At 67.4% G+C, this 20,115-nt stretch carries 20 protein-coding genes; 15 read left to right on the top strand and 5 right to left on the bottom strand.

Annotation, left to right across the window (positions count from 1 at the left end):
- Nucleotides 1–153 precede the first annotated feature (153 nt).
- From lepA to recO, 6 genes are read left to right on the top strand one after another with little or no spacing between them, the layout of a single operon-like run.
- Nucleotides 154–1,947: a translation elongation factor 4 gene (lepA, locus tag N440_RS12790; protein ID WP_040007303.1), complete on the top strand. Its 1,794-nt coding sequence runs from the start codon at nucleotides 154–156 to the stop codon at nucleotides 1,945–1,947.
- A 54-nt stretch (nucleotides 1,948–2,001) separates the two neighbouring features.
- Complete coding sequence (gene lepB, locus N440_RS12785) at nucleotides 2,002–2,796, top strand: signal peptidase I (RefSeq protein ID WP_006462474.1); 795 nt, start codon at nucleotides 2,002–2,004, stop codon at nucleotides 2,794–2,796.
- Nucleotides 2,797–2,848: 52 nt separating this feature from the next.
- Nucleotides 2,849–3,232: a DUF4845 domain-containing protein gene (locus N440_RS12780; RefSeq protein ID WP_006462472.1), complete on the top strand. Its 384-nt coding sequence runs from the start codon at nucleotides 2,849–2,851 to the stop codon at nucleotides 3,230–3,232.
- The gene (rnc, locus tag N440_RS12775; RefSeq protein ID WP_133935302.1) at nucleotides 3,222–3,902 is read left to right on the top strand and encodes a ribonuclease III; all 681 of its coding nucleotides are present in this window, start codon (nucleotides 3,222–3,224) and stop codon (nucleotides 3,900–3,902) included. Before N440_RS12780 ends, rnc begins: the two co-directional genes overlap by 11 nt.
- Nucleotides 3,899–4,795 (top strand): GTPase Era, encoded by an 897-nt coding sequence (gene era / locus N440_RS12770; RefSeq protein ID WP_005410599.1) that lies wholly within the window; start codon nucleotides 3,899–3,901, stop codon nucleotides 4,793–4,795. Before rnc ends, era begins: the two co-directional genes overlap by 4 nt.
- An 18-nt stretch (nucleotides 4,796–4,813) precedes the next feature.
- Nucleotides 4,814–5,533 carry a DNA repair protein RecO gene (recO, locus tag N440_RS12765; RefSeq protein WP_133935301.1) on the top strand — a complete coding sequence of 240 codons (720 nt, stop codon included), beginning with the start codon at nucleotides 4,814–4,816 and terminating at the stop codon, nucleotides 5,531–5,533.
- A 608-nt stretch (nucleotides 5,534–6,141) separates the two neighbouring features.
- Here the strand turns inward: recO and N440_RS12755 are convergent.
- On the bottom strand, nucleotides 6,142–6,870 hold the full coding sequence (locus N440_RS12755) for a response regulator (RefSeq protein ID WP_040009454.1): 729 nt from the start codon (nucleotides 6,868–6,870) through the stop codon (nucleotides 6,142–6,144).
- Between the two features lie 127 nt (nucleotides 6,871–6,997).
- On the opposite strand from N440_RS12755, the gene rlmD reads away from it, so the two are divergent.
- From rlmD to N440_RS12710, 9 genes are all read left to right on the top strand, one after another.
- Nucleotides 6,998–8,332 carry a 23S rRNA (uracil(1939)-C(5))-methyltransferase RlmD gene (gene rlmD, locus N440_RS12750; RefSeq protein ID WP_133935299.1) on the top strand — a complete coding sequence of 445 codons (1,335 nt, stop codon included), beginning with the start codon at nucleotides 6,998–7,000 and terminating at the stop codon, nucleotides 8,330–8,332.
- Nucleotides 8,333–8,365: 33 nt separating this feature from the next.
- A complete protein-coding gene (locus N440_RS12745; RefSeq protein WP_053451361.1) occupies nucleotides 8,366–8,851 on the top strand; it encodes a CYTH domain-containing protein in 486 nt (161 codons plus the stop codon).
- Nucleotides 8,852–8,964: 113 nt separating this feature from the next.
- The gene (locus tag N440_RS12740; protein ID WP_133935298.1) at nucleotides 8,965–9,660 is read left to right on the top strand and encodes a DsbA family oxidoreductase; all 696 of its coding nucleotides are present in this window, start codon (nucleotides 8,965–8,967) and stop codon (nucleotides 9,658–9,660) included.
- A 164-nt stretch (nucleotides 9,661–9,824) separates the two neighbouring features.
- Nucleotides 9,825–10,832 carry a beta-N-acetylhexosaminidase gene (gene nagZ, locus N440_RS12735; RefSeq protein ID WP_133935297.1) on the top strand — a complete coding sequence of 336 codons (1,008 nt, stop codon included), beginning with the start codon at nucleotides 9,825–9,827 and terminating at the stop codon, nucleotides 10,830–10,832.
- Complete coding sequence (locus N440_RS12730) at nucleotides 10,832–11,386, top strand: hypoxanthine-guanine phosphoribosyltransferase (RefSeq protein ID WP_006461210.1); 555 nt, start codon at nucleotides 10,832–10,834, stop codon at nucleotides 11,384–11,386. Before nagZ ends, N440_RS12730 begins: the two co-directional genes overlap by 1 nt.
- 82 nt (nucleotides 11,387–11,468) lie before the next feature.
- Nucleotides 11,469–12,215: an S-methyl-5'-thioinosine phosphorylase gene (locus N440_RS12725; RefSeq protein WP_049430529.1), complete on the top strand. Its 747-nt coding sequence runs from the start codon at nucleotides 11,469–11,471 to the stop codon at nucleotides 12,213–12,215.
- Between the two features lie 88 nt (nucleotides 12,216–12,303).
- On the top strand, nucleotides 12,304–12,510 hold the full coding sequence (locus N440_RS12720) for a cold-shock protein (protein ID WP_005410590.1): 207 nt from the start codon (nucleotides 12,304–12,306) through the stop codon (nucleotides 12,508–12,510).
- A gap of 101 nt (nucleotides 12,511–12,611) precedes the next feature.
- The gene (locus tag N440_RS12715) at nucleotides 12,612–13,880 is read left to right on the top strand and encodes an NAD(P)/FAD-dependent oxidoreductase (RefSeq protein WP_133935296.1); all 1,269 of its coding nucleotides are present in this window, start codon (nucleotides 12,612–12,614) and stop codon (nucleotides 13,878–13,880) included.
- A gap of 181 nt (nucleotides 13,881–14,061) precedes the next feature.
- Nucleotides 14,062–14,331: a hypothetical protein gene (locus N440_RS12710; protein ID WP_040009460.1), complete on the top strand. Its 270-nt coding sequence runs from the start codon at nucleotides 14,062–14,064 to the stop codon at nucleotides 14,329–14,331.
- A 1-nt stretch (nucleotide 14,332) separates the two neighbouring features.
- Here the strand turns inward: N440_RS12710 and pdeM are convergent, their stop codons facing one another.
- The 4 genes from pdeM to N440_RS12690 are packed head-to-tail and all read right to left on the bottom strand — an operon-like array spanning nucleotide 14,333 to nucleotide 20,022.
- Nucleotides 14,333–14,974 carry a ligase-associated DNA damage response endonuclease PdeM gene (pdeM, locus tag N440_RS12705; RefSeq protein ID WP_133935295.1) on the bottom strand — a complete coding sequence of 214 codons (642 nt, stop codon included), beginning with the start codon at nucleotides 14,972–14,974 and terminating at the stop codon, nucleotides 14,333–14,335.
- The gene (locus N440_RS12700) at nucleotides 14,964–17,423 is read right to left on the bottom strand and encodes a ligase-associated DNA damage response DEXH box helicase (protein ID WP_133935294.1); all 2,460 of its coding nucleotides are present in this window, start codon (nucleotides 17,421–17,423) and stop codon (nucleotides 14,964–14,966) included. The genes pdeM and N440_RS12700 overlap by 11 nt, the downstream gene beginning before the upstream one ends.
- Nucleotides 17,420–19,027, bottom strand: coding sequence for an ATP-dependent DNA ligase (locus tag N440_RS12695; RefSeq protein ID WP_133935293.1), 1,608 nt, complete (start codon nucleotides 19,025–19,027; stop codon nucleotides 17,420–17,422). The genes N440_RS12700 and N440_RS12695 overlap by 4 nt, the downstream gene beginning before the upstream one ends.
- Nucleotides 19,024–20,022 carry a ligase-associated DNA damage response exonuclease gene (locus N440_RS12690; RefSeq protein ID WP_133935292.1) on the bottom strand — a complete coding sequence of 333 codons (999 nt, stop codon included), beginning with the start codon at nucleotides 20,020–20,022 and terminating at the stop codon, nucleotides 19,024–19,026. Before N440_RS12690 ends, N440_RS12695 begins: the two co-directional genes overlap by 4 nt.
- Between the last annotated feature and the right edge of the window lie 93 nt (nucleotides 20,023–20,115).

Below are 20,115 nucleotides of genomic sequence, written 5' to 3'. Positions count from 1 at the left end.
CGGCCATCTACCCCGAAGCCCCGCCCCGGCGGGGCTTCGGCCGTTCCGGGCCGGCCCGACGAGGCGGTTTTCGCGGCGAGGCGCCGGGCATGCGATAATCGACCGTTACCCTGACGACGCCGCGCGCCGCCGCCACCTATGTCTTCTGATTCGATGCGGAACATCCGCAACTTCTCCATCATTGCCCATGTCGACCACGGCAAGTCCACGCTGGCCGACCGCATCATCCAGCTCTGCGGTGGCCTGCAGGCCCGTGAGATGGAAGCGCAGGTGCTCGACTCCAACCCGATCGAGCGCGAGCGTGGCATCACGATCAAGGCGCAGTCGGTGTCGCTGCCGTACCTGGCCAAGGACGGGCAGACCTACCACCTGAACTTCATCGATACCCCGGGCCACGTCGACTTCTCCTATGAAGTCAGCCGCTCGCTGGCGGCCTGCGAGGGCGCGCTGCTGGTCGTCGATGCCGCCCAGGGCGTGGAAGCGCAGTCGGTGGCCAACTGCTACACCGCGGTGGAGCAGGGCCTGGAAGTGGTGCCGGTGATCAACAAGATCGACCTGCCCACCGCCGACATCGAACGCGCCAAGGCCGAAATCGAGGCCGTGATCGGCATCGACGCCTCCGACGCCGTGCCGGTCAGCGCCAAGACCGGCCTGAACGTGCAGGACGTGCTGGAAGCGATCGTGCACCGCATTCCGCCGCCTACGCCGCGCGACACCGAGAAGCTGCAGGCGCTGATCATCGACTCGTGGTTCGACAACTACCTGGGCGTGGTCTCGCTGGTGCGCGTGATGCAGGGCGAGATCAAGCCCGGCGACAAGCTGCAGGTGATGTCCACCGGCCGCAACCACCAGGTCGACAACGTCGGCGTGTTCACGCCGAAGCGCAAGGTGCTGCCGGCGCTGCGTGCCGGTGAAGTGGGCTGGGTCACCGCCAGCATCAAGGACGTGCACGGCGCGCCGGTCGGCGACACCCTGACCCTGGCCGGCGACCCGGCACCGAAGCCGCTGCCGGGCTTCCAGGAAATGCAGCCACGCGTGTTCGCCGGCCTGTTCCCGGTCGATGCCGAGGATTACCCGGACCTGCGCGAAGCGCTGGACAAGCTGCGCCTGAACGATGCCGCGCTGCGTTTCGAGCCGGAAAGCTCCGAGGCGATGGGCTTCGGCTTCCGCTGCGGCTTCCTCGGCATGCTGCACATGGAGATCGTGCAGGAGCGCCTGGAGCGTGAATACAACCTGGACCTGATCAGCACCGCGCCGACGGTGGTGTATGAGGTGCTGAAGACCGATGGCTCGATCATCAACATGGACAACCCGGCCAAGCTGCCGCCGGTGAACCAGGTCGAGGAGATCCGCGAGCCGATCATCCGTGCCAACGTGCTCACCCCCGAAGAGTACATCGGCAACATCATCAAGCTGTGCGAGGAAAAGCGCGGCAGCCAGATCGGCATCAACTACCTGGGCAGCCAGGTGCAGATCAGCTACGAGCTGCCGATGGCCGAAGTGGTGCTGGACTTCTTCGACAAGTTGAAGTCGGTCAGCCGTGGCTATGCCTCGCTGGACTACCACTTCGTGCGTTTCGACGCCGGTCCGTTCGTGCGTGTGGACGTGCTGATCAACGGCGACAAGGTCGATGCGTTGTCGCTGATCGTGCACCGCAGCCATGCCGATCGCCGTGGCCGCGAGCTGTGCGAGAAGATGAAGGACCTGATCCCGCGCCAGATGTTCGACGTGGCCATCCAGGCCGCGGTCGGCTCGCAGATCATCGCCCGTACCACGGTCAAGGCCATGCGCAAGAACGTGCTGGCCAAGTGCTATGGTGGCGACGTTTCGCGCAAGAAGAAGCTTCTGGAAAAGCAGAAGGAAGGCAAGAAGCGCATGAAGCAGGTCGGCCGCGTGGAAATCCCGCAGGAAGCGTTCCTGGCCGTGCTGCAGATGGACAACAAGTAAGCCCGCACCGGCCCCTGCGGGCCGGTCGTCTGGTGACGTTGCAAAGGACCCTGAATGAAACTGTTTGAGATCCTCCTGGTCGTGCTGACCCTGGCCTCGGGCCTGATCCTGCTCGCGGACAAGCTGTACCTCGCCAAGCGCCGCGCCCAGCGTGCGGGCCTGCTCGATTCCGAGCCGGTGCTGGTGGACTACTCGCGTGCGTTCTTCCCGGTGCTGGCGATCGTGCTGATCGTGCGCAGCTTCATCGCCGAGCCGTACAAGATCCCGTCCAGCTCGATGATGCCGAACCTGCTGATCGGCGACTTCATCCTGGTCAACAAGTTCTCCTACGGCCTGCGCCTGCCGATCAGCAACACCAAGATCGTGCCGTTCGGCGAGCCGTCGCGCGGCGACGTGGTGGTGTTCCACTTCCCCGGCCACAGCGACAACGACCCGGCCAAGGGCGAGAACTTCATCAAGCGCGTGATCGGCGTGCCGGGTGACACCATCGTCTTCGAAGGTGACGGCGTGATCCTCAATGGCGAGCCGCTGAAGTACGACAACAAGGGCATCTATGCCGGCCACAAGGGCCAGGGCGAGGGCGCCAACCTGCTGGTCGAGCACCTGCCGGGCCGCACCCACACCGTGCTGGAGACCGACTATCCGCGCGGCCAGGGCCAGTGGACCGTGCCGGCCGGCAAGTACCTGGTGATGGGCGACAACCGTGACAACAGCGACGATGGCCGATTCTGGGGCCTGCTGCCGGAGGAAAACCTGCGCGGCAAGGCCTTCCTGATCTGGCTGAACTGCCAGGGCTGGTTCTGCAAGGATGGCTTCGAGCCGTCGCGGATCGGCTCGAGCATCAACTGATCGGGCATCACCTGAGTATTTTCACATCCAACGCGTATCTGGGGAGAACGCAATGAAGACGATGAACACGCAGCGCGGCATGACCTTGACCTCGTTCCTGACGGTCCTGATCGTGGTTGGCTTCTTCCTCTACATCGGCATGAAGCTGTTCCCGATGTACCAGGAGTACTACGCGGTGCGCTCGGCGATGAAGAGCCTGGCCAACGAGCCGGGCGTGGGCAACATGGAACCGGCCCGCATCCAGGACCTGTTCTTCAAGCGCCTGTACATCAACTACTCGGACAACGTGAAGCCGGCCAATGTGAAGTTCGATCGTCGCGACAATGGCTGGACCCTCAAGGTCAACTACGAAGTACGTCGTCCGCTGATCGGCAACCTCGATGTGGTTGGCAATTTTGATTCTTCCCAGGACCTGACACGAAGCGGTGCCCAGTAAATTCATCCAACGTGGCGACCTGATCGGTCATCCCTTCCGCGATGCGGCCCTGCTCAAGCAGGCGCTGACCCATCGCAGTGCGGGTGCGCCGCACAACGAGCGCCTGGAGTTCCTCGGCGACAGCATCGTCAACATGATGGCGGCCGAGGCGTTGTACCGGCGCTGGCCCAAGGCCGACGAAGGCGCGATGACCCGTGCCCGCGCTGAGCTGGTGCGTGAAGGCGCGCTGGCGGTGATCGGGCGCAGCCTGGAGCTGGGCGAGCGCCTGACGCTGGGCCCTGGCGAAATGAAGTCCGGCGGTCATCGCCGCGACTCGATTCTGGCCGACGCGGTGGAAGCCGTGGTGGCCGCGATCTACCTGGATGCCGGCTTCGAGGCCTGCCGGGCGGTGGTACTGCCCTGGTTCAGCGCGTCGATCGAGGCACTGCCGGCCTCCGGCCGGCCCGAGAAGGACCCCAAGACCCGCCTGCAGGAATGGCTGCAGGCCCGACAGAAGGCGTTGCCGCAGTACGAACTGGTGTCAGAATCCGGTGACGACCACGCCAAACACTTCCGGGTACGCTGCAACGTAGCTGACCCGGCCGTCAGCACCGAGGGCGAAGGCGCCTCGCGGCGGCTTGCCGAACAACAGGCGGCTGCGGCCGTCCTAGAACAACTGGATTCCAAGTGAGCGAACAAACTCCCCATCATTGCGGCAGCGTGGCCGTCATCGGCCGCCCGAACGTGGGCAAGTCGACCCTGACCAATGCCCTGGTCGGCGCCAAGGTCAGCATCGTCTCCAACCGCCCGCAGACCACGCGCCATCGCCTGCTGGGCATCGCCACGTATCCGGAAGGCCAGCTGGTGCTGGTCGACACCCCCGGCCTGCACAAGGTGCAGAAGCGGGCGATGAACCGGGTGATGAACCGCGCCGCGCGTGGCTCGCTGGAAGGCGTCGACGCCGGCCTGCTGGTGATCGAAGCCGGCCGCTGGGACGAAGAAGACAGCCTGGCATTCAACGTGCTGCGTGATGCCGGCATCCCGGTGGTGCTGGTGGTCAACAAGATCGATCGCCTGAAGGAAAAGGGCGCGCTGCTGCCGTTCCTGCAGCAGGTGACCGAAGGCCGCGATTTCGCCGCCGTGCACCCGATCTCCGCGCAGAAGCGCAATGGCCTGGAAGCGCTGGTGCGCGACGTGCTGAAGCTGCTGCCGGAAGCCCCGCCGATGTTCGGCGAGGACGAGATCACCGATCGCAGCCAGCGTTTCCTGGCTGGCGAACTGGTGCGCGAGCAGCTGATGCGCCAGCTCGGCGAAGAACTGCCGTACGCCACCACGGTGGAGATCGAGCGCTTCACCGAAGACGGCAACCTGCTGCGCATCGGTGCGGTGATCTGGGTCGAGCGCGAAGGCCAGAAGGCCATCGTGATCGGCAAGGGCGGTGCGCGCCTGAAGGAGATCGGTGCCAAGTCCCGCCTACAGATGGAGCGCCTGTTCGGGGCCAAGGTGTTCCTGGAAACCTGGGTGCGCGTGCGTGAAGGCTGGTCCGATGACGAGGCCGCGCTGAAGGCCTTCGGCTACGAGTAAGCCGAACCGGTCGCTTCGATGATGATCGAGGACGACACCGGCTTCGTGCTGCATGCACGGGCCTATCGCGAGACCAGCCTGCTGGTCGAGGTATTGAGCGCGCAGCATGGCCGCATCGGCCTGCTCGCGCGCGGTGTTTCAACGGCGAAGGGGCAGGTGCTGCGCGCCGCCCTGCAGCCGTTGCAGTGGATCCGTTTCAGTGCCCAGCAGCGCGGCGAGCTGGCGCAACTGCGCGCTGCCGAGGCGCTGGATGCCGCGCCGCGATTGGTCGGCCAGGCGATGCTGGCCGGCTTCTACCTGAGTGAACTGACCCTGCGCCTGGCCCCTCGCCAGGACCCGTTGCCGGAGCTGTACCTCGCCTACGGTGAGGCGCGCGCGCGGCTGGCGGTCGGTGCCGGCCTGGCCTGGACCCTGCGTCGTTTCGAACGCGAACTGCTGTCCGCGCTGGGCCTGGGTTTCGAACTGGACAGCGCCAGCGACGGCCAGCCGGTCGACCCGGCTGCACGCTATGCGTTGGACCCGCAGGAAGGGCCGCAACGACTGCTGAGTGAGCGTGGCGGCGAGCGCCAGGCGGCAGCCACGGGCTCGGCGCTGCTGGCGCTGGCGTCGGATGAAGAGCCCGATGCGGCCGACCTGGCCAGCCTGCGCCTGCCGATGCGGCGGGTGCTGGCCCATCACCTGGGGCCACGTGGGCTGAAGTCCTGGGAACTGCTCGAGCAGCTCGCCCCCAGGCGTTGAGGGGTGTTCGGCAGGGCTTGCAGCCCTGCACCCGCCGAATCAACGTCAACGTCAACTGCAAAAGCTGGCTATCCGTGGGTAGGCAGGGTGGGTCCGGTTGCGGGAGACGCCGTAAACCCATCCATGGGGGCTTGGCCGCGGCATCCATGCCGCGGACACTCCCGCAACCGGACCCACCCCGCCTTCGACAGATTTCCGCAATCTGCAGTAGATCCACGCCATGCGTGGATGAATTTCCATCGGAATCGAATATTTCGAATTGGAATCGAAAAGCATCCACGCATGGCGTGGGTCTACCGTGTGTCGACCAAGGTCGACACCCACCCACAGCCGCCGGAATCTGTCAGAGGTGGGGCGGTGTCGGAGTGCGGGGTGTCAGCCGCATGGATGCGGCTGCCAAGCCCCCAAGGGTGAGGGCGCTTTGCTTGCGAAGCACCGCTTCGCAAGCGCCCGAACGCACAGCCGCCAGCGGCTGGGCCGGACCCCGGAGGGGGGGCACGGCGTCCCCGCACTCCGACACCGCCCCGCCATCTCACGGGATGCCCGCTCTTGATGTTGAATTTGACGTTAGCTTCGGCAGGTGCAGGGCGCAGCCTGCCGAACACCCCTCAGTGCAGCAGGGCAGCCACCGCCGCACGGAACCCGTCCTGGGCCTGCCCAGACTCCGGCGCGTGATGCAGCTGGCGCACCGCCCGGCCCAGCCGTGCCGCACCCACGAAGCCGCAACTCGCCTGCAACCGGTGCAACTGGCTGCGCAGTTGCCGCTCGTCATGCTGGTGCACCGCCTGCTCGACCGCGTCGCGCACGCCGGGCAACTCCGCCAGGAACAGTTCTCGCAGCGCGATCAGGTGGTTGCGCTGGCCATTGAGTGCGGCCAGTGCCGCGGTCTCGTCCCAGTCCTGCACCTGCAGCTCGACCGCTGCCGGGGCCTGGGCCACGAAGATTCCCGCCGGGCTGTTCACCAGGGCCCGACGCACCGCCTTCAGCAGCTGGTCGCGGCCCAGCGGTTTGACCAGGGTGTCGCTGAAACCGGCCTCGCGCAGCCGGGCGTGAATGGAGGTGTCGCCGTCGGCGGTATGCGCCAGCGCCGGCGTATCGGGGTGTGAACGGCGCAGTTCGCGCAGCAGCTGCGCACCGTTGCCGTCGGGCAGATTGACGTCGATCAGCCACAGGTCATGCGCGCCGGGCTCGGCGCTGGCAAGGGCGCTGGCCAGTGAGTCTGCGGTGTCCACATCCGCTGGTAACGTTTCCAACGCCGCCTTGAAAAAACCGCGGCTGATGATGTCGTCCTCGACAAGCAGGAAGCGGGGCCGGCTGGTCCGCGGGGTCATCTGCATCAGGGCTGCCTCCATGTCAGCTGGGCCAATCATCAAGCACGACGGCGACGGGCGCAAGCGGGGCCGGGCCCTGCCGGTCAGGATCTGCGACAATACGCCCCCATTTTTGCCCGCAGCCTGTCGCCACGTGGCCCGATCCCGCTCCCGCATCGACCGTACCCCGTTCCAGACCGAAATCCTCGACCTCAGCCATGATGGTCGCGGCGTCGCCCGCCGTGAAGGCGAGGGCGGCAAGGTCACCTTCATCAGCGGCGCCTTGCCGGGCGAGGTGGTGATGGCGGAACAGACCGCCCGCAGCCGCCATTTCGACGAGGCGCGCACGGTACAGGTGCTGCAGGCCTCGCCGCAGCGTGTCACCCCCAAATGCCCGCACTTCGGCACCTGCGCCGGCTGCGTGCTGCAGCATCTGGACGAAGACCAGCAGATCGTCGCCAAGCAGCGCGTGCTGATGGACAACCTGGAGCGCATCGGCCATGTGAAGCCGGGCAGCGTGCTGGCGCCGCTGGTCGGCGAGAGCTGGGGCTACCGCCGCAAGGGCCGCTTCTCGGTGCGCCGGGTCGAGAAGAAGGACAAGACCCTGGTGGGTTTCCGTGAACAGGACCCGCGGTTCGTGGCCGACCTCAGCCAGTGCCTGACCGTGATTCCGGAGATCGGCACCAAGGTCGAGGCCCTGTCCACCTTCATCGAATCGCTCGATGGCAAGCGTGACATCCCGCAGATCGAATTCATCGCTGGCGACCAGGCCGTGGTGCTGACCGTGCGGCACCTGCAGCCGCTCAGCGATGCCGACCGCGCCGCCTGGGCCGCCTTCGGCCAGCAGCATGGCTTCGTGATCTACCTGCAGTCCGGCGGCGTGGACACCGTGCAGCCGCTGGACGGGCAGGGCGTGCCGCTGTCGTTCCGGCTGGCACCGTGGGATGTCGAGCTGGCATTCCGCCCGCTGGACTTCATCCAGGTCAATGCCAAGCTCAACGAGAAGATGATCGCCCACGCCCTGGACCTGCTGGAACCGGGTGAGGACGAGCGCGTGCTGGACCTGTTCTGCGGCCTGGGCAACTTCACCCTGCCACTGGCCCGTCGCGTGCGCGAAGTGGTCGGCGTGGAAGGCGATGCCGGCCTGGTCGCGCGTGCCCGCGAGAATGCCGAGCGCAACGGCCTGGCCAACGCGCAGTTCTTCAGTGCCGACCTGACCCAGGACCAGCGCAGCACCGCGTGGATGCGCCAAGGCTTCGACAAGCTGCTGCTCGACCCGCCGCGCTCGGGTGCGATCGAAGTGCTGCAGCAGCTGCCGCTGAAGCAGTTCAAGCGCATCGTCTACGTCAGCTGCCACCCGGGCTCGCTGGCGCGCGATGCCGGCTATCTGGTCAACGAACAGGGCTTCACCCTGGTCAGCGCCGGTGCCATGGACATGTTCCCGCACACCGCACACGTGGAAAGCATTGCGGTGTTCGAGAAGCGCTGACGGGCTGTCATGCCCATCGCGCATAATGGCGCGATGGGCATCGAAATCGAACGCAAATTCCTCGTCAGCAGCGATGGCTGGCGCACCGCCGCGCACCGGGTGATCCCGATGGCGCAGGGCTACATCAACGACATGGGCGCGCTCGACCGCGGCACCCAGAACGCTTCGGTGCGCGTGCGTATCGAGGGCGACCACGCCGCGCTGAACCTGAAGTCGCGCACCATCGGGCATACCCGGCAGGAGTTCGACTACCCGATCCCGGTGGAAGACGCGCGCGCGCTGCTTGCACTGTGCGTAGGCGGGCTGATCGACAAGCGTCGCCATCTGGTGGACCACGCCGGGCTGACCTGGGAAGTGGACGAGTTCCTCGGCGACAACGCCGGCCTGGTCGTGGCCGAGGTCGAGCTGGACAGCGCCGACCAGGTCATCGACCTGCCGGACTGGGTGGGTGCCGAAGTGACCGACGACGCCCGCTACTACAACGTCGCCCTCGCCAGTCACCCCTATTCACAGTGGTGAACCCCCAAAAAGGGGACGGAGGGGATTAAGTCGTCTTTACCCCGCCTGTGCGGAAAGCGACTTAATCCCCTCCGTCCCCTTTTTTCGAAGGCCGTGGCCCCCATGTGGTGGGGATGAGAATCGACATCTACTCCGACGTGGTCTGCCCCTGGTGCTGGATCGGCAAGCATCGTTTCCAGCAGGGCGTGCAGTTGCTGGGCGCCGATGCGCCTGAACTCGACATCCATTGGCAGCCGTTCCAGCTGGACCCGGACGCGGATGCGAAGCCGGTGCCGCTGCGCGAGGCCTATGTGCGCAAGTTCGGCGGTGTCGAGCGCACCGAGCAGATCCTCAACCAGACCCAGACCACCGCGCGTGCCGAAGGCCTGCCGATGGACTTCAGCCAGGGCCAGGTGCGGGTGACCACGCTGCCGGCCCACCGGGTGCTGTGGCTGGCCGGCCAGCATGGGGTGCAGGACGCGGTGGGCGAGGCGTTGTTCCGCGCCCATTTCGAGCTGGGCCAGAACCTGGCCGACAGCTCGGTACTGGTCAAGGCTGGCGTAGCCGGTGGCCTCGACGCGGGCGAGATCACCCAGATGCTGGCCTCCGACCGCGGCCTGGCGGAGGTCGAGGCAAAGCTGCAGGAAGCCCATGCACTGGGCATTTCCTCGGTGCCGACCTTCGTCATCGACGGCCGTTGGGCCATTTCAGGCGCACAGCCGCCCGAGGCGTTCGCCAACGCGCTGCGCCAGATCGCGGCCGAGCAGGGCGCATCCGTGTCCCCGGCGGAGGGCGACGAGGCCTGCGGCCCGGACGGCTGCAAGGTCTGATCAGCCCCGAAAAAGGGGACGGAGGGGATTAAGCCGCAATCGGCCCTCACGAGCTGGAAACGACTTAATCCCCTCCGTCCCCTTTTCGCGACCACTGCGCCTGTCGGCCGGTTCTGCGACAATGCGGCACTGCGCCATGCGGGCGCGCGTTGTGGAGATCGACCATGCTGCTGATCGGCGTTGCCGGCACCGAACTGACCGCCCAGGAACGTGACTGGCTGCAGCACGATGCCGTGGCCGGGGTGGTGCTGTTCAAGCGCAACTTCGCCTCGCGCCAGCAGGTGACCGATCTGAGCGCGGCGATCCGCGCCGCCGCCCCGCGCCCACAGCTGATCTGCGTGGACCAGGAAGGCGGCCGCGTGCAGCGTTTCCGTGAAGGCTACAGCGATCTGCCGCCGCTGCAGGAGATCGGCGCGCTGTACGCGACCGATCCGCAGCGGGCGCTGGCGCTGGCCGAGCAGCACGCCTGGCTGATGGCCAGCGAGGTCCGCGCCAGCGGTGTGGACCTGAGCTTCGCGCCGGTGGTCGACCTCGGCCGTGGCAACCGCGCCATCGGCAACCGCGCCTTCAGTGAAGACCCGCAGGTGGTGGCCGCGTTCACCGCCGCCTACGTGCGTGGCATGCACGCCGTTGGCATGGCGGCCACGCTCAAGCATTTCCCTGGCCACGGCACGGTGCTGGAAGACACCCACGTGGACACCGCGATCGACCCGCGCGCGCTGGACGAGCTGCGTGCGCAGGACCGGGTGCCGTTCCAGGCCGGCATCGCCGCCGGTGCCGACGCGGTGATGATGGCGCACGTGATCTATCCGCAGGTGGCACCGGAACCGGCCGGCTATTCGCCGCGCTGGATCCAGGACATCCTGCGCGGCGAGCTCGGCTTCCGTGGCGTGGTGTTCTCCGACGACATCGGCATGGCCGCCTCGCACAGCGCCGGCGGCGTGCCGGCGCGCGTGCATGCACACCTGGACGCCGGTTGCGATGTGGTGCTGGTCTGCCACCCGGAACTGGTCGATGAAGCCCTGCACGCCGTGCAGGGACGCACCCTCAATACTGCTGCGCTGCTGGGGCTGCTTGGCCGCGGCGCGCTCGGCTGGGACGGCCTGCTGGCCGATGCCCGCCATGGCGACACCCAATCCCGTCTGCTTGAAACCCTTGGAAGAACCGTCTGATGCCCAACCTCACCATTTCCCAGGCCCTGGCCCAGGCTGACCTGCTGGTCGACCGCCCCACCATCGACAAGGCCATCGCTGGTATCGCCGACGCCATTGCGCGCGATTACAAGGGCGAGGTGCCGCTGTTCCTGTCGATCATGCACGGCGCGCTGCCGTTCGCCGGCCAGCTGGCGCTGGAACTGGGCGCGCGTGGCCAGGACGTGCAGTTCGATTACCTGCACGCCACCCGCTACCGCGGTGAAACCACCGGCGGCGACCTGGTCTGGAAGCACAAGCCGGCCACCTCGCTGTTCGGCCGCCGCGTGCTGCTGATCGACGACATCCTCGACGAGGGCTACACCCTGCAGGGCGTGCGCACCTGGTGCCTGGAGCAGGGCGCGACCGACGTGCGCATCGCTGCGATGACAGTGAAGAAGCACGACCGCGCGCTGCCGGACGTGGTCGCCGACTACGCCGGCATCGAACTGCCGGACCGCTACGTGTTCGGCTTCGGCATGGACGTCAACGAAACCCTGCGCTGCGTGCCGGCCATCTACGCGATGAAGGAATAACGACGCCGCCGCCCGCGGCGCGTGTTCTTCTGCCGCCGGCATCCTTGGGTGCCGGCGTTTGTCTTTTCATGGAGTGCTTCGAATGCAACAGATCGCCCTGGCCGTGATCGGCGGTACCGGTGTCTACAACCTGGCCAAGCTCGACGACGTGCAGACCCACGAGGTCGACACCCGCTTCGGCCGTCCGTCCGGCCCGGTGCGCGTGGGGACGCTGCTCGGCCATCGCGTGGCGTTCCTGGCGCGGCATGGTGAAGGCCACTCGCTGCCGCCGCACAAGATCAACTACCGCGCCAACCTGGCGGCGCTGCAGCAGCTGGGCGCGCAGCGGGTGCTGGCATTGAACACGGTCGGTGGCATCACCGAACACTTTGGTCCGCGCGTGCTGGCCTGCCCGGACCAGATCATCGACTACACCTGGGGTCGCATCAGCACCATCTGTGAAGAAGAAGGCACCGACGTGGTCCACGTCGATTTCGGCCATCCGTACACGCCGATGCTGCGCAGCAAGATCCTGGCCGCCGCGAAAGTGACCGGTGTCACGGTCCATGACGGCGGCTGCTACGGCGCCACGCAGGGCCCGCGTTTGGAAACCATCGCCGAAATCGCCCGCATGCGCCGTGATGGCTGCGACCTGGTGGGCATGACCGGCATGCCGGAAGCCGCACTGGCACGGGAGTTGGGGCTGGATTACGCCTGCCTGGCCATCATCGCCAACTGGGCCGCCGGCTGTGGAGATGGCGAGGAGATTACGATGGCCGAAGTGCTGGCCAACGTGCAGGCGGCCAGCAACGGACTTCCGGAACTGGTGGGCGAATTGGCACGGGGGTGATTGTCTTCCCCGAGCAAGCTTTGCATACTCAGCTTGTGCGCGGGTTCAGCGTACACCACCCATTCATTGCATAAGGTCTCGCATCACCATGCCGAACGGTACCGTCAAGTGGTTCAACGACGCCAAGGGATTTGGCTTCATCTCGCCGGAGGATGGCAGCGCCGACGTGTTCGCGCACTTCTCCGCCATCAACTCCAAGGGCTTCCGCAGCCTGCAGGAAGGCCAGCGTGTCACCTATGACGTGACCCAGGGCCCGAAGGGTGCCCAGGCTTCGAACATCACGCCGGCCGAGTGATCCACTCGACAGTGCGTTGAAAACCCCGCTCCGGCGGGGTTTTTTTTGCGCAGCTGTCCGCATTCCGGTCGTCATCTGCCGGCCTCGGGCACAATGCAGGCATGAAGGAACGACTGCGCATCGCCGTGATTGGCTACGGCACCGCTGGACAGGCCTTGTCCATCCTGCTCACCCGTGATGGTCATGAGGTGGACATTTTCGAGCGCGTGCCCACGCCGGGGCCGGTCGGCGCAGGCTTCCTGCTGCAGCCCAGTGGCCTGCAGGTGCTGTGGCAGATGGGCCTGCTCGACGCCGTGCGCGCGCATGCTGCACCGGTGCACCGCCTGTACGGCGATACGCCGTGCGAGCGCGCTGTGATGGACATGCGCTACGACGGCCTGGACGCGCGCCTGCATGGGCTGGGCATGCAGCGCGGCGCGTTGTTCTCGTTGCTGGATGAAGCGCGGGACGGCGCAGGGCAATTGCATGCCGGCATCACGATTACCGGAGTGGATTCCGAACAGGGCCGCCTGCGCGACGGCGAAGGCCGCACGCATGGCCCGTTCGACCTGGTGGTGGCTGCGGATGGCGCAGCGTCGTCGCTGCGCGGCACCATTGGCACGGGTGCCGGGCTGGATCGCGTGTATCCGTGGGGCGCGCTGTGGTGCCTGCTGCCGGCCGAAGACTGGCCACACGTACAGGAATTGCGCCAGCGCTACGTGGCCGCGCGCAAGATGATCGGTCTGCTGCCGGTGGGCACCTGTCCGGGTGACGACACGCCGCGCCTGAGCTTCTTCTGGAGCCTGCCGTGTACCGATTTCGAGCGCTGGCAGAACGAGGGCATGCCGTCCTGGCTGGAGGAACTGCACACGCTGTGGCCGCAGGCCGCTGCGCGCTTCACCCACCTGCGTGATGCCGGCCAACTGGCGCGCGCGGTCTATCGCGATGCGGTGATGTCGCGCTGGCATCAGGGGCGCTTGGTGCTGGCCGGTGATGCCGCACACGCGATGAGTCCGCAGCTGGGGCAGGGCGTGAACATGGCGCTGCTCGATGCGCTGGCGCTGCGCGATGCGGTGCGCATCCATGGTAGTGGCACGGCCGCGCTGCAGGCCTACCAGGCGCAGCGGCGCGCGCACGTGGCGGTGTACCAGCGTTGGAGCCGATGGCTGACGCCGTTGTTCCAGTCCGACCGCGATGCCTGGGCGAAGGCGCGTGATGTGCTGCTCGGCCCGATGGGGCGCCTGCCTGGCGGTCGCAGCCACATGCTGCGCGTGCTGAGCGGCACGCAGCATGGCTGGTTCGGTTCGCTCGCGCTGGAACCTGCCTTCATCGAGGCGCTGGGCAGCGCAGCCCGAGCGCCTCGCACTGCCGCTGCAAGCGCAAGCGTGTGAAGCAGACCGTCACGTGAATTAACGGTTGCCTCACTGTGGTTGTGCGACAAGAGGGGAGCACGCGATAGCCGCGTCGCCCGTTTTCCTTTCCGTGATCAACATCGCGCGTGGCCCGGGTGGCGCCGCCGTTGCGGCCTGCTGCGGCCCGGACGTGCCGCCGGATGTTGAAGAGGAGGACGCCATGTTGTTCGCGGTCGAAGAGCTGGAATCGGAAATCTGCAAGCTGCGCGGCCTGTTGCAGATGCTGCACGAGGACCAGCCCGACGTACTGGAGGACGTGTTCGAGTTCCATGTCGGCAGCCTGATCAGCCATGCATCACCGGAACACCACGCACGCATCCGCGCCTGCGCGCAGGAGATGCTGGCGGCGATCCAGGCCCTGCCGCGACGACGTGACGATGACACGGCGGATTTCCGCCTGATGCCGGCGCTGGGCCTGCGCCCGGCCTGATTCAACGCGCGGGCAGTTGCACCAGGCCGCCGTCGACGCAGGCGATCATCTGCTCGCCGCGGATGGGCACTGGCACGATGCCAGCGGTGAATGCGGAGAACGCGGGCAGGATCGTCATCCGCTCGCGCAGCCAGAATGCAGGAAATCGCCGCCGCAACGAGGGCAGTGCGACCTGCGGGTGCAGATGCCCTGCGATCACGTGCATCGCCGCGTCCGGCACCGGCTCATGGCGAAGCAGGAACGGCGCCAGCCCGATCTCATCGTGGATCTGTACCTGCAGCTGCGCGTGCGGCAGCTGCCGATCGTGATTGCCACGCAGTACGTGAACGTCCAGCCCGGCATTGCGCTCGCGCCAGCCCAGCCATTGCTGGTACCAGGCCGCGCGATGCGCGGGCCCATGCAGGATGTCGCCGAGAATCCACAGTTCGCGGCAGGCGCGCGTGTCCAGCAGTGACTGCACGCGTTGCAGGTCGTTGGCGGTGCCGCCGCGGGGCAGGGCGATGCCGGCACGACGGAACACGTCGGCCTTTCCGAGGTGCAGGTCGGCGATCAGCAGCGCCTGCCGCGCCGGCCAGTACAGCGCACGCGCGCCGATCAGAACCATGGTTTCACCGGCAAGCTGCACGGGCAGTTCATCGGCCATGGCGGCGTTCCAGTTGCTGTGCCGCGCGCTGCACGCGTGTGCGCCAGTCTTCGTTGCTGAACTGCCCGCGCAGACGCTCGGCCCACAAGGGAAAGCCCAGTGGCGTCAGCGACGCTGGGCGCTGCACTGACAGCGCCTGCGTACTGATGCGTGCCAGCACCTGCTGCAGGCCACGCAGGTCCAGGCTGTCATGCAGCACCTCGTGTTCGGCCAGCGCCAGCAGTAGATGGTCCGGATCGTGTTCGCGAAGCACGTCGTACAGCAGGCCCGCCGAGGCCTGCAGCTGGCGAAGCGAACGCGGCATGCCGCCGGGCAGGCTGGGCACCAGCAGGCCCGCCACGCGTGCGATGCCGCGGAACTGTCGGCGTGCCAGCTCGCCCAGGTTCACGGCTGCACGCAGATCGTCCAGCAACCGATCACCGGTGAACAGTGTGCGCCACTGCGCTGTGTCCAGATCGATGGCCTGCGCCGGTGCCAGCACCAGGCCATGGTCGTTCACCGCATAGCCGATGCTGTTGCGCTGCAGGCGCGTGCAACGCAGCGCCAACAGGGCCGCCAGTGCCTCGTGCACGTGACGGCCGGCAAAGGGATAGACGAACAGGAACTGGCCGTCGCGGCGGCGTACGTCCTCCACCAGCAGATGATCGGGCGCGGGCCGCGCCGACATGCGTTGCTGCAGGGCCAGCAGCGGAGCCAGCCATCGTGATTCCGCACTGTCATCGGCGCCGGACAGGACCGACTCCAGTTCGCGGCCCAGCGCCATCGACAGCGGCAACTGGCCGCCCTGCCAGCGCGGCACGACACCGTCACCGCGCCCGCGTGCCAATCGCACGAAGGCGGTCATGTCGCGCAGCTGCACCAGCTCCAGCAGGCGCCCGGCGAACTGGAAGCGATCTCCACGGCGCAGGCGGCTGGCGAACTGTTCCTCGACCGCGCCCAGGCCACCGCCGCGCAGGAACTGTACCCGCACGCTGCCATCGCTGCTGATGGTGCCGATCGAGAGCCGATGACGCAGCGCCTGGCGACGGTCGTGCATGCGATAGCAACCGTCGTCATCGCGCACCACCTTGTGGAAGTCGGGGTACTGGGCCAGCGCCTGGCCGCCCTGCACGACGAATGTCAGCACGGCCTGCCACTGTTCTTCACCGAGCGTGGCAAAGGCGTGGGTGCGCCGTACCTGCGCCAGCAACGCGTCGCTGTGGAATCCACCGGCCAACGCGCGGCTGACCGCATGCTGGGCCAGCACATCCAGCGACAGTGTCGGTGGCCTGCGCGCCTCGACCACGCCCTCAGCCAGTGCACGGCGCACGGCGGCGTACTCGGCCAACTCCAGCGCGTGGCTGGGTATGCAGAGGATGGCGCCGCCGGCTCCGGGTCGATGGCGTGCGCGTCCAGCGCGCTGGCGCAGGCGTGCCACGCCCTTCGGGCTGCCCAGCTGCAGCACCTGTTCAACCTCGGGGAAGTCCACGCCCAGGTCGAGGCTGGAGGTCGCGACCACGCAACGCAACGTGCCCGCACGCAGGCCATCTTCCACCTGCTGGCGCAGCGCTGGATCCAGCGAGCCATGGTGCAGTGCCAGCGTATCCGGGTCTTCCGGCCAGACTGCCGCCAGCGCCTGATGCCACAGTTCGGCCTGCGCGCGGGTGTTGGTGAACAGCAGGCTGCTGCGCGCCTGCAGCAGTGCCTCCAGTACGCGCGGCAGCTGCGCCAGGCCGAGATGCCCGGCCCACGGGAAGCGCTCGCCGGGCTCGGGCAGCAGGCTGCGCACGCTGATCGCGCGCGGGCGTACGCCCTGCACGATCGGTGCATCCGGCTGGCCAGGCAGCAGCACGTCGCGCGCCTGCTGCAGATTGCCCAGCGTGGCCGACAGCCCCCACAGCTGCAGTGCAGGCGCGGCCTCGCGCAGCACGGCCAGGTTCAGCTGCAGCAGGACGCCCCGCTTGTTGCCCAGCAGTTCGTGCCACTCATCCACCACCACGCAGCGCAGCTGGCGCATGCGCGGCAAGGTATCCGGATAGCTCAGCAGCAATGCCAATGATTCCGGTGTGGTCACCAGCACGTCGACGCGGCCCTCGCGCGCCTGCCGCCGCTCGCGGTTGCTGGCATCACCGCTGCGCAGGCCCACCCGCCATCCCAGGCCGAGCCCGTCGACCACCGCCTGGAGGGCGCGCGCGGTGTCGCTGGCCAGTGCGCGCAACGGGGTCACCCACAGCACCTGCAGCGGCCGTACCGCGCTGGCACGCCGCGGCGATGCGGGTGGGTCGATCATCGCCTGCAGCAGCGGCCCACCGAACATGGCCAGCGTCTTGCCGCTGCCGGTGGGCGTGTTCAGCACGCCCGATTCACCGGCCAGGTAGTGCCGCCACATCGCGCGCTGGAACGGCAGTGAGCGCCAGCCGCGCGCCGCGAACCAGTCCTCCAGCCGACGCAGCGCCTGGCTGCGGGTCATCGCGCCAGCACCTGCAGCGTGGCCAGCTGATCGGCCTCGCTGGCCGGCTTGTCGTGGCGCCAGCGCAGGATACGCGGGAAGCGCACGGCAACGCCCGACTTGTGCCGTGAACTCGGGTTGACCGCTTCGAAGCCCAGTTCGAAAACCTGTTCGGCGCGCACGCTGCGTACAGGTCCGAAGCGCTCGCGCGTGTTGGCGCGGATCCAGCGGTCGAGTGCGAGGATTTCCTTGTCGTCCAGGCCCGAGTAAGCCTTCGCCACCGGCACCAGGGTGTCGCCATCCCAGACCCCGAACGTGTAGTCGGTGTACAGCGTGCTGCGGCGGCCATGGCCGGCCTGCGCATACAGCAGCACGGCATCGATCGTGAGCGGATCGACCTTCCATTTCCACCAGTCGCCGCGGCGTCGCCCGGCCTGGTAGGGCGAGCCACGTCGTTTCAGCATCAATCCTTCCACGCCGCGTTCGCGCGCCAGCTCACGCATCGCGGCCGCATGCGCCCAATCATCGGCGGCGACCTCGGGCGACAGTTGGATGCGGGTGTCGCCCAGCCCGCCGATGACCTCTGCCAGCCGCAGGCGTCGCTGCTGCAACGGCAACGCGCGCAGATCCTCTCCGTCGAGTTCAAGCAGGTCATAGGCGAGCACGCGTACCGGCGTGTTGCGCAGCGTGGTAGTGCCGGGCTTGCGACGCTGGATGCGGGTCTGCAGCGCAGTGAAGGCGCGCGGCAGGTCGCCGCTCTCGTCCCAGGCCAGCAGCTCGCCATCCAGTACGCACCCATCGGGCAGGGCCAATGCAGCCTGTTCGATCTCAGGGAAGCGACCATCCAGCCGCTCCTCGCCGCGTGACCACAGGGCTGTTTCGCCGCGCCGCCGCAGCAGCTGCAGGCGGATGCCGTCCCACTTCCATTCCAGCATCCAGTCGTCGATCGGGCCGAGGCGGTCTTCCGGTTCGCCTTCCAGCGGCGAGGCGAGGAAGAACGGGTAGGGCTGCTGCCGGTCCAGTGGCAGCTCGTCCGGTGACAGCAGCTGGTCCAGCAGCCCGGGTGAAGGGACCCATTCGCCGAGCATGCGCTGGGCGATGCGTGCGATGTCCAGGCCCGACCATTCGGCCAGCGCCTGCTGCACCAGTCGCTGCGAAACACCGACACGCAGTGCGCCGGTCAGCAGCTTGTTGAACACCAGCCGTTCGCTGCTGCACAGCTGCTGCCAGCCAGCAACTACTGCTGCGCGGCGTACCGCCTCGTCCTGGTTGGCCACGGCCAGCAGGTGCTGTTCGATCCATTCTGCGAGGGGCCGGTCGGCAGCCGGTTGCGCCGGATCGTCCAGCAGCAGGGTGAGCGTTTCGGCCAGGTCACCGACCTGCGCATAGCTGTCTTCGACCAGCCACGGTGGCAGACCCGATTGTTCGGCAATCCAGGCGCGCAGCTCGCCGCTTGCAGCGATCTTCCTGCGCGCGCCGCCGACCTTGCCGCCGCTGAGCAGGTACAGCGCCCACGCCGCATCATGCGCACGTGCCTGGCGGAAGTAATCGACCAGCGCAGCACGCTTGTCCAGCGTGGCGGTGCTGCGGTCCAGCCGCTGGTAGAGCGCGGCGAAGGCTTTCATTCCTCGCTCCCGAAGTCGGTACGGAAAGCTTCGGCAGCGACCCCGCGCTCGCGCAGGAAGGGGATCAGCGCGTCGGTGTTGCCATGGGTGGCGATCACCCGCTGCGCGCCGGTCTGTTCGATGGTCTGCAGCAGCGCAGGCCAATCGGCATGGTCGGAAATGACGAAACCTCGATCGACATTGCGCCGGCGCCGATTGCCGCGCAGCTGCATCCAGCCGGACGCGAAGCCCAGCTGATGGCGTCCGAAGCGCCGCATCCACGGCGTGCCCGCAGCCGAGGGCGGCGCAAGGATCAACTGGCCGGCTGCATCCGGCTGGCGGCCCTGCTCGGCGACGGTGTGCGTCTCCAGCATCGGTACGCCGGCCTGCCGGTAGACCGCTACGCCGTTGGCAATGGCGCCATGCAGCCAGGCCGGACGATCATCCAGCGGCAACAGTTCGGCCAGCACCCGCTGTGCCTTGCCCAGTGCGTAGCACAGCAGGATCGCGGCCTCGCCACGCTGTTCGCATTCGCGGCGCCACCCCAGGATCTCGGCAGCGACTGCCGGCGTGTCCGGCCAACGGTAGATCGGCAGCGCGAAGGTGGCCTCGGTGATGAAGGTATCGCAGGGCACGACTTCGAACGGCGTACAGGTCGGATCAGGCTGGCGCTTGTAGTCGCCGGACGCCACCCAGACCTGCTGCCCGTCATCGATCCGGACCTGCGATGAACCCAGCACATGCCCGGCCGGATGCAGCGATACCTGTACCCGCCCCAGCCGGAACGGCACGCCCTCGGCATGTGCCTGCACCGGCACGTCACCCAGGCGCCAGCGCAGGATCGGCAGAGTCCCTTCGCTGCAGTGGTATTCACCCATGCCCGGGCGCGCGTGATCACCATGGCCATGGGTGATGACCGCGCGCGGCACCGGCCGCCAGGGATCGATGTGGAAGTCACCGGCGGCGCAGTACAGCCCCTCCGGGCGCAGGACCACCAGATCGTCGTTGCCTGTCATGCAGCAACTGTGGCGGCTGCCTCGTGCACGGGGTGAGAACCGGCCTGAACGCGGGCTTGGCAGGCGATGCGGCACAATCGGAGCGCACACTTC

The sequence above is a fragment of the Stenotrophomonas sp. CC22-02 genome, from assembly GCF_004365115.1.
Classification (GTDB): domain Bacteria; phylum Pseudomonadota; class Gammaproteobacteria; order Xanthomonadales; family Xanthomonadaceae; genus Stenotrophomonas; species Stenotrophomonas forensis.
This window is presented reverse-complemented; position numbering and strand designations above follow the sequence as displayed.

Bases quoted from the DNA above. Each gene is read 5' to 3' on its own strand.
- N440_RS12690 (WP_133935292.1), bottom strand. From the start codon at position 20,022: ATGACAGGCAACGACGATCTGGTGGTCCTGCGCCCGGAGGGGCTGTAC.
- N440_RS12700 (WP_133935294.1), bottom strand. From the start codon at position 17,423: ATGACCCGCAGCCAGGCGCTGCGTCGGCTGGAGGACTGGTTCGCGGCG.
- pdeM (WP_133935295.1), bottom strand. From the start codon at position 14,974: ATGGCCGATGAACTGCCCGTGCAGCTTGCCGGTGAAACCATGGTTCTG.
- N440_RS12710 (WP_040009460.1), top strand. From the start codon at position 14,062: ATGTTGTTCGCGGTCGAAGAGCTGGAATCGGAAATCTGCAAGCTGCGC.
- nagZ (WP_133935297.1), top strand. From the start codon at position 9,825: ATGCTGCTGATCGGCGTTGCCGGCACCGAACTGACCGCCCAGGAACGT.
- N440_RS12695 (WP_133935293.1), bottom strand. From the start codon at position 19,027: ATGAAAGCCTTCGCCGCGCTCTACCAGCGGCTGGACCGCAGCACCGCC.
- N440_RS12725 (WP_049430529.1), top strand. From the start codon at position 11,469: ATGCAACAGATCGCCCTGGCCGTGATCGGCGGTACCGGTGTCTACAAC.
- N440_RS12755 (WP_040009454.1), bottom strand. From the start codon at position 6,870: ATGCAGATGACCCCGCGGACCAGCCGGCCCCGCTTCCTGCTTGTCGAG.
- lepB (WP_006462474.1), top strand. From the start codon at position 2,002: ATGAAACTGTTTGAGATCCTCCTGGTCGTGCTGACCCTGGCCTCGGGC.
- N440_RS12745 (WP_053451361.1), top strand. From the start codon at position 8,366: ATGGGCATCGAAATCGAACGCAAATTCCTCGTCAGCAGCGATGGCTGG.
- recO (WP_133935301.1), top strand. From the start codon at position 4,814: ATGATGATCGAGGACGACACCGGCTTCGTGCTGCATGCACGGGCCTAT.
- N440_RS12780 (WP_006462472.1), top strand. From the start codon at position 2,849: ATGAAGACGATGAACACGCAGCGCGGCATGACCTTGACCTCGTTCCTG.
- lepA (WP_040007303.1), top strand. From the start codon at position 154: ATGCGGAACATCCGCAACTTCTCCATCATTGCCCATGTCGACCACGGC.
- N440_RS12715 (WP_133935296.1), top strand. From the start codon at position 12,612: ATGAAGGAACGACTGCGCATCGCCGTGATTGGCTACGGCACCGCTGGA.
- N440_RS12730 (WP_006461210.1), top strand. From the start codon at position 10,832: ATGCCCAACCTCACCATTTCCCAGGCCCTGGCCCAGGCTGACCTGCTG.
- N440_RS12720 (WP_005410590.1), top strand. From the start codon at position 12,304: ATGCCGAACGGTACCGTCAAGTGGTTCAACGACGCCAAGGGATTTGGC.
- N440_RS12740 (WP_133935298.1), top strand. From the start codon at position 8,965: ATGAGAATCGACATCTACTCCGACGTGGTCTGCCCCTGGTGCTGGATC.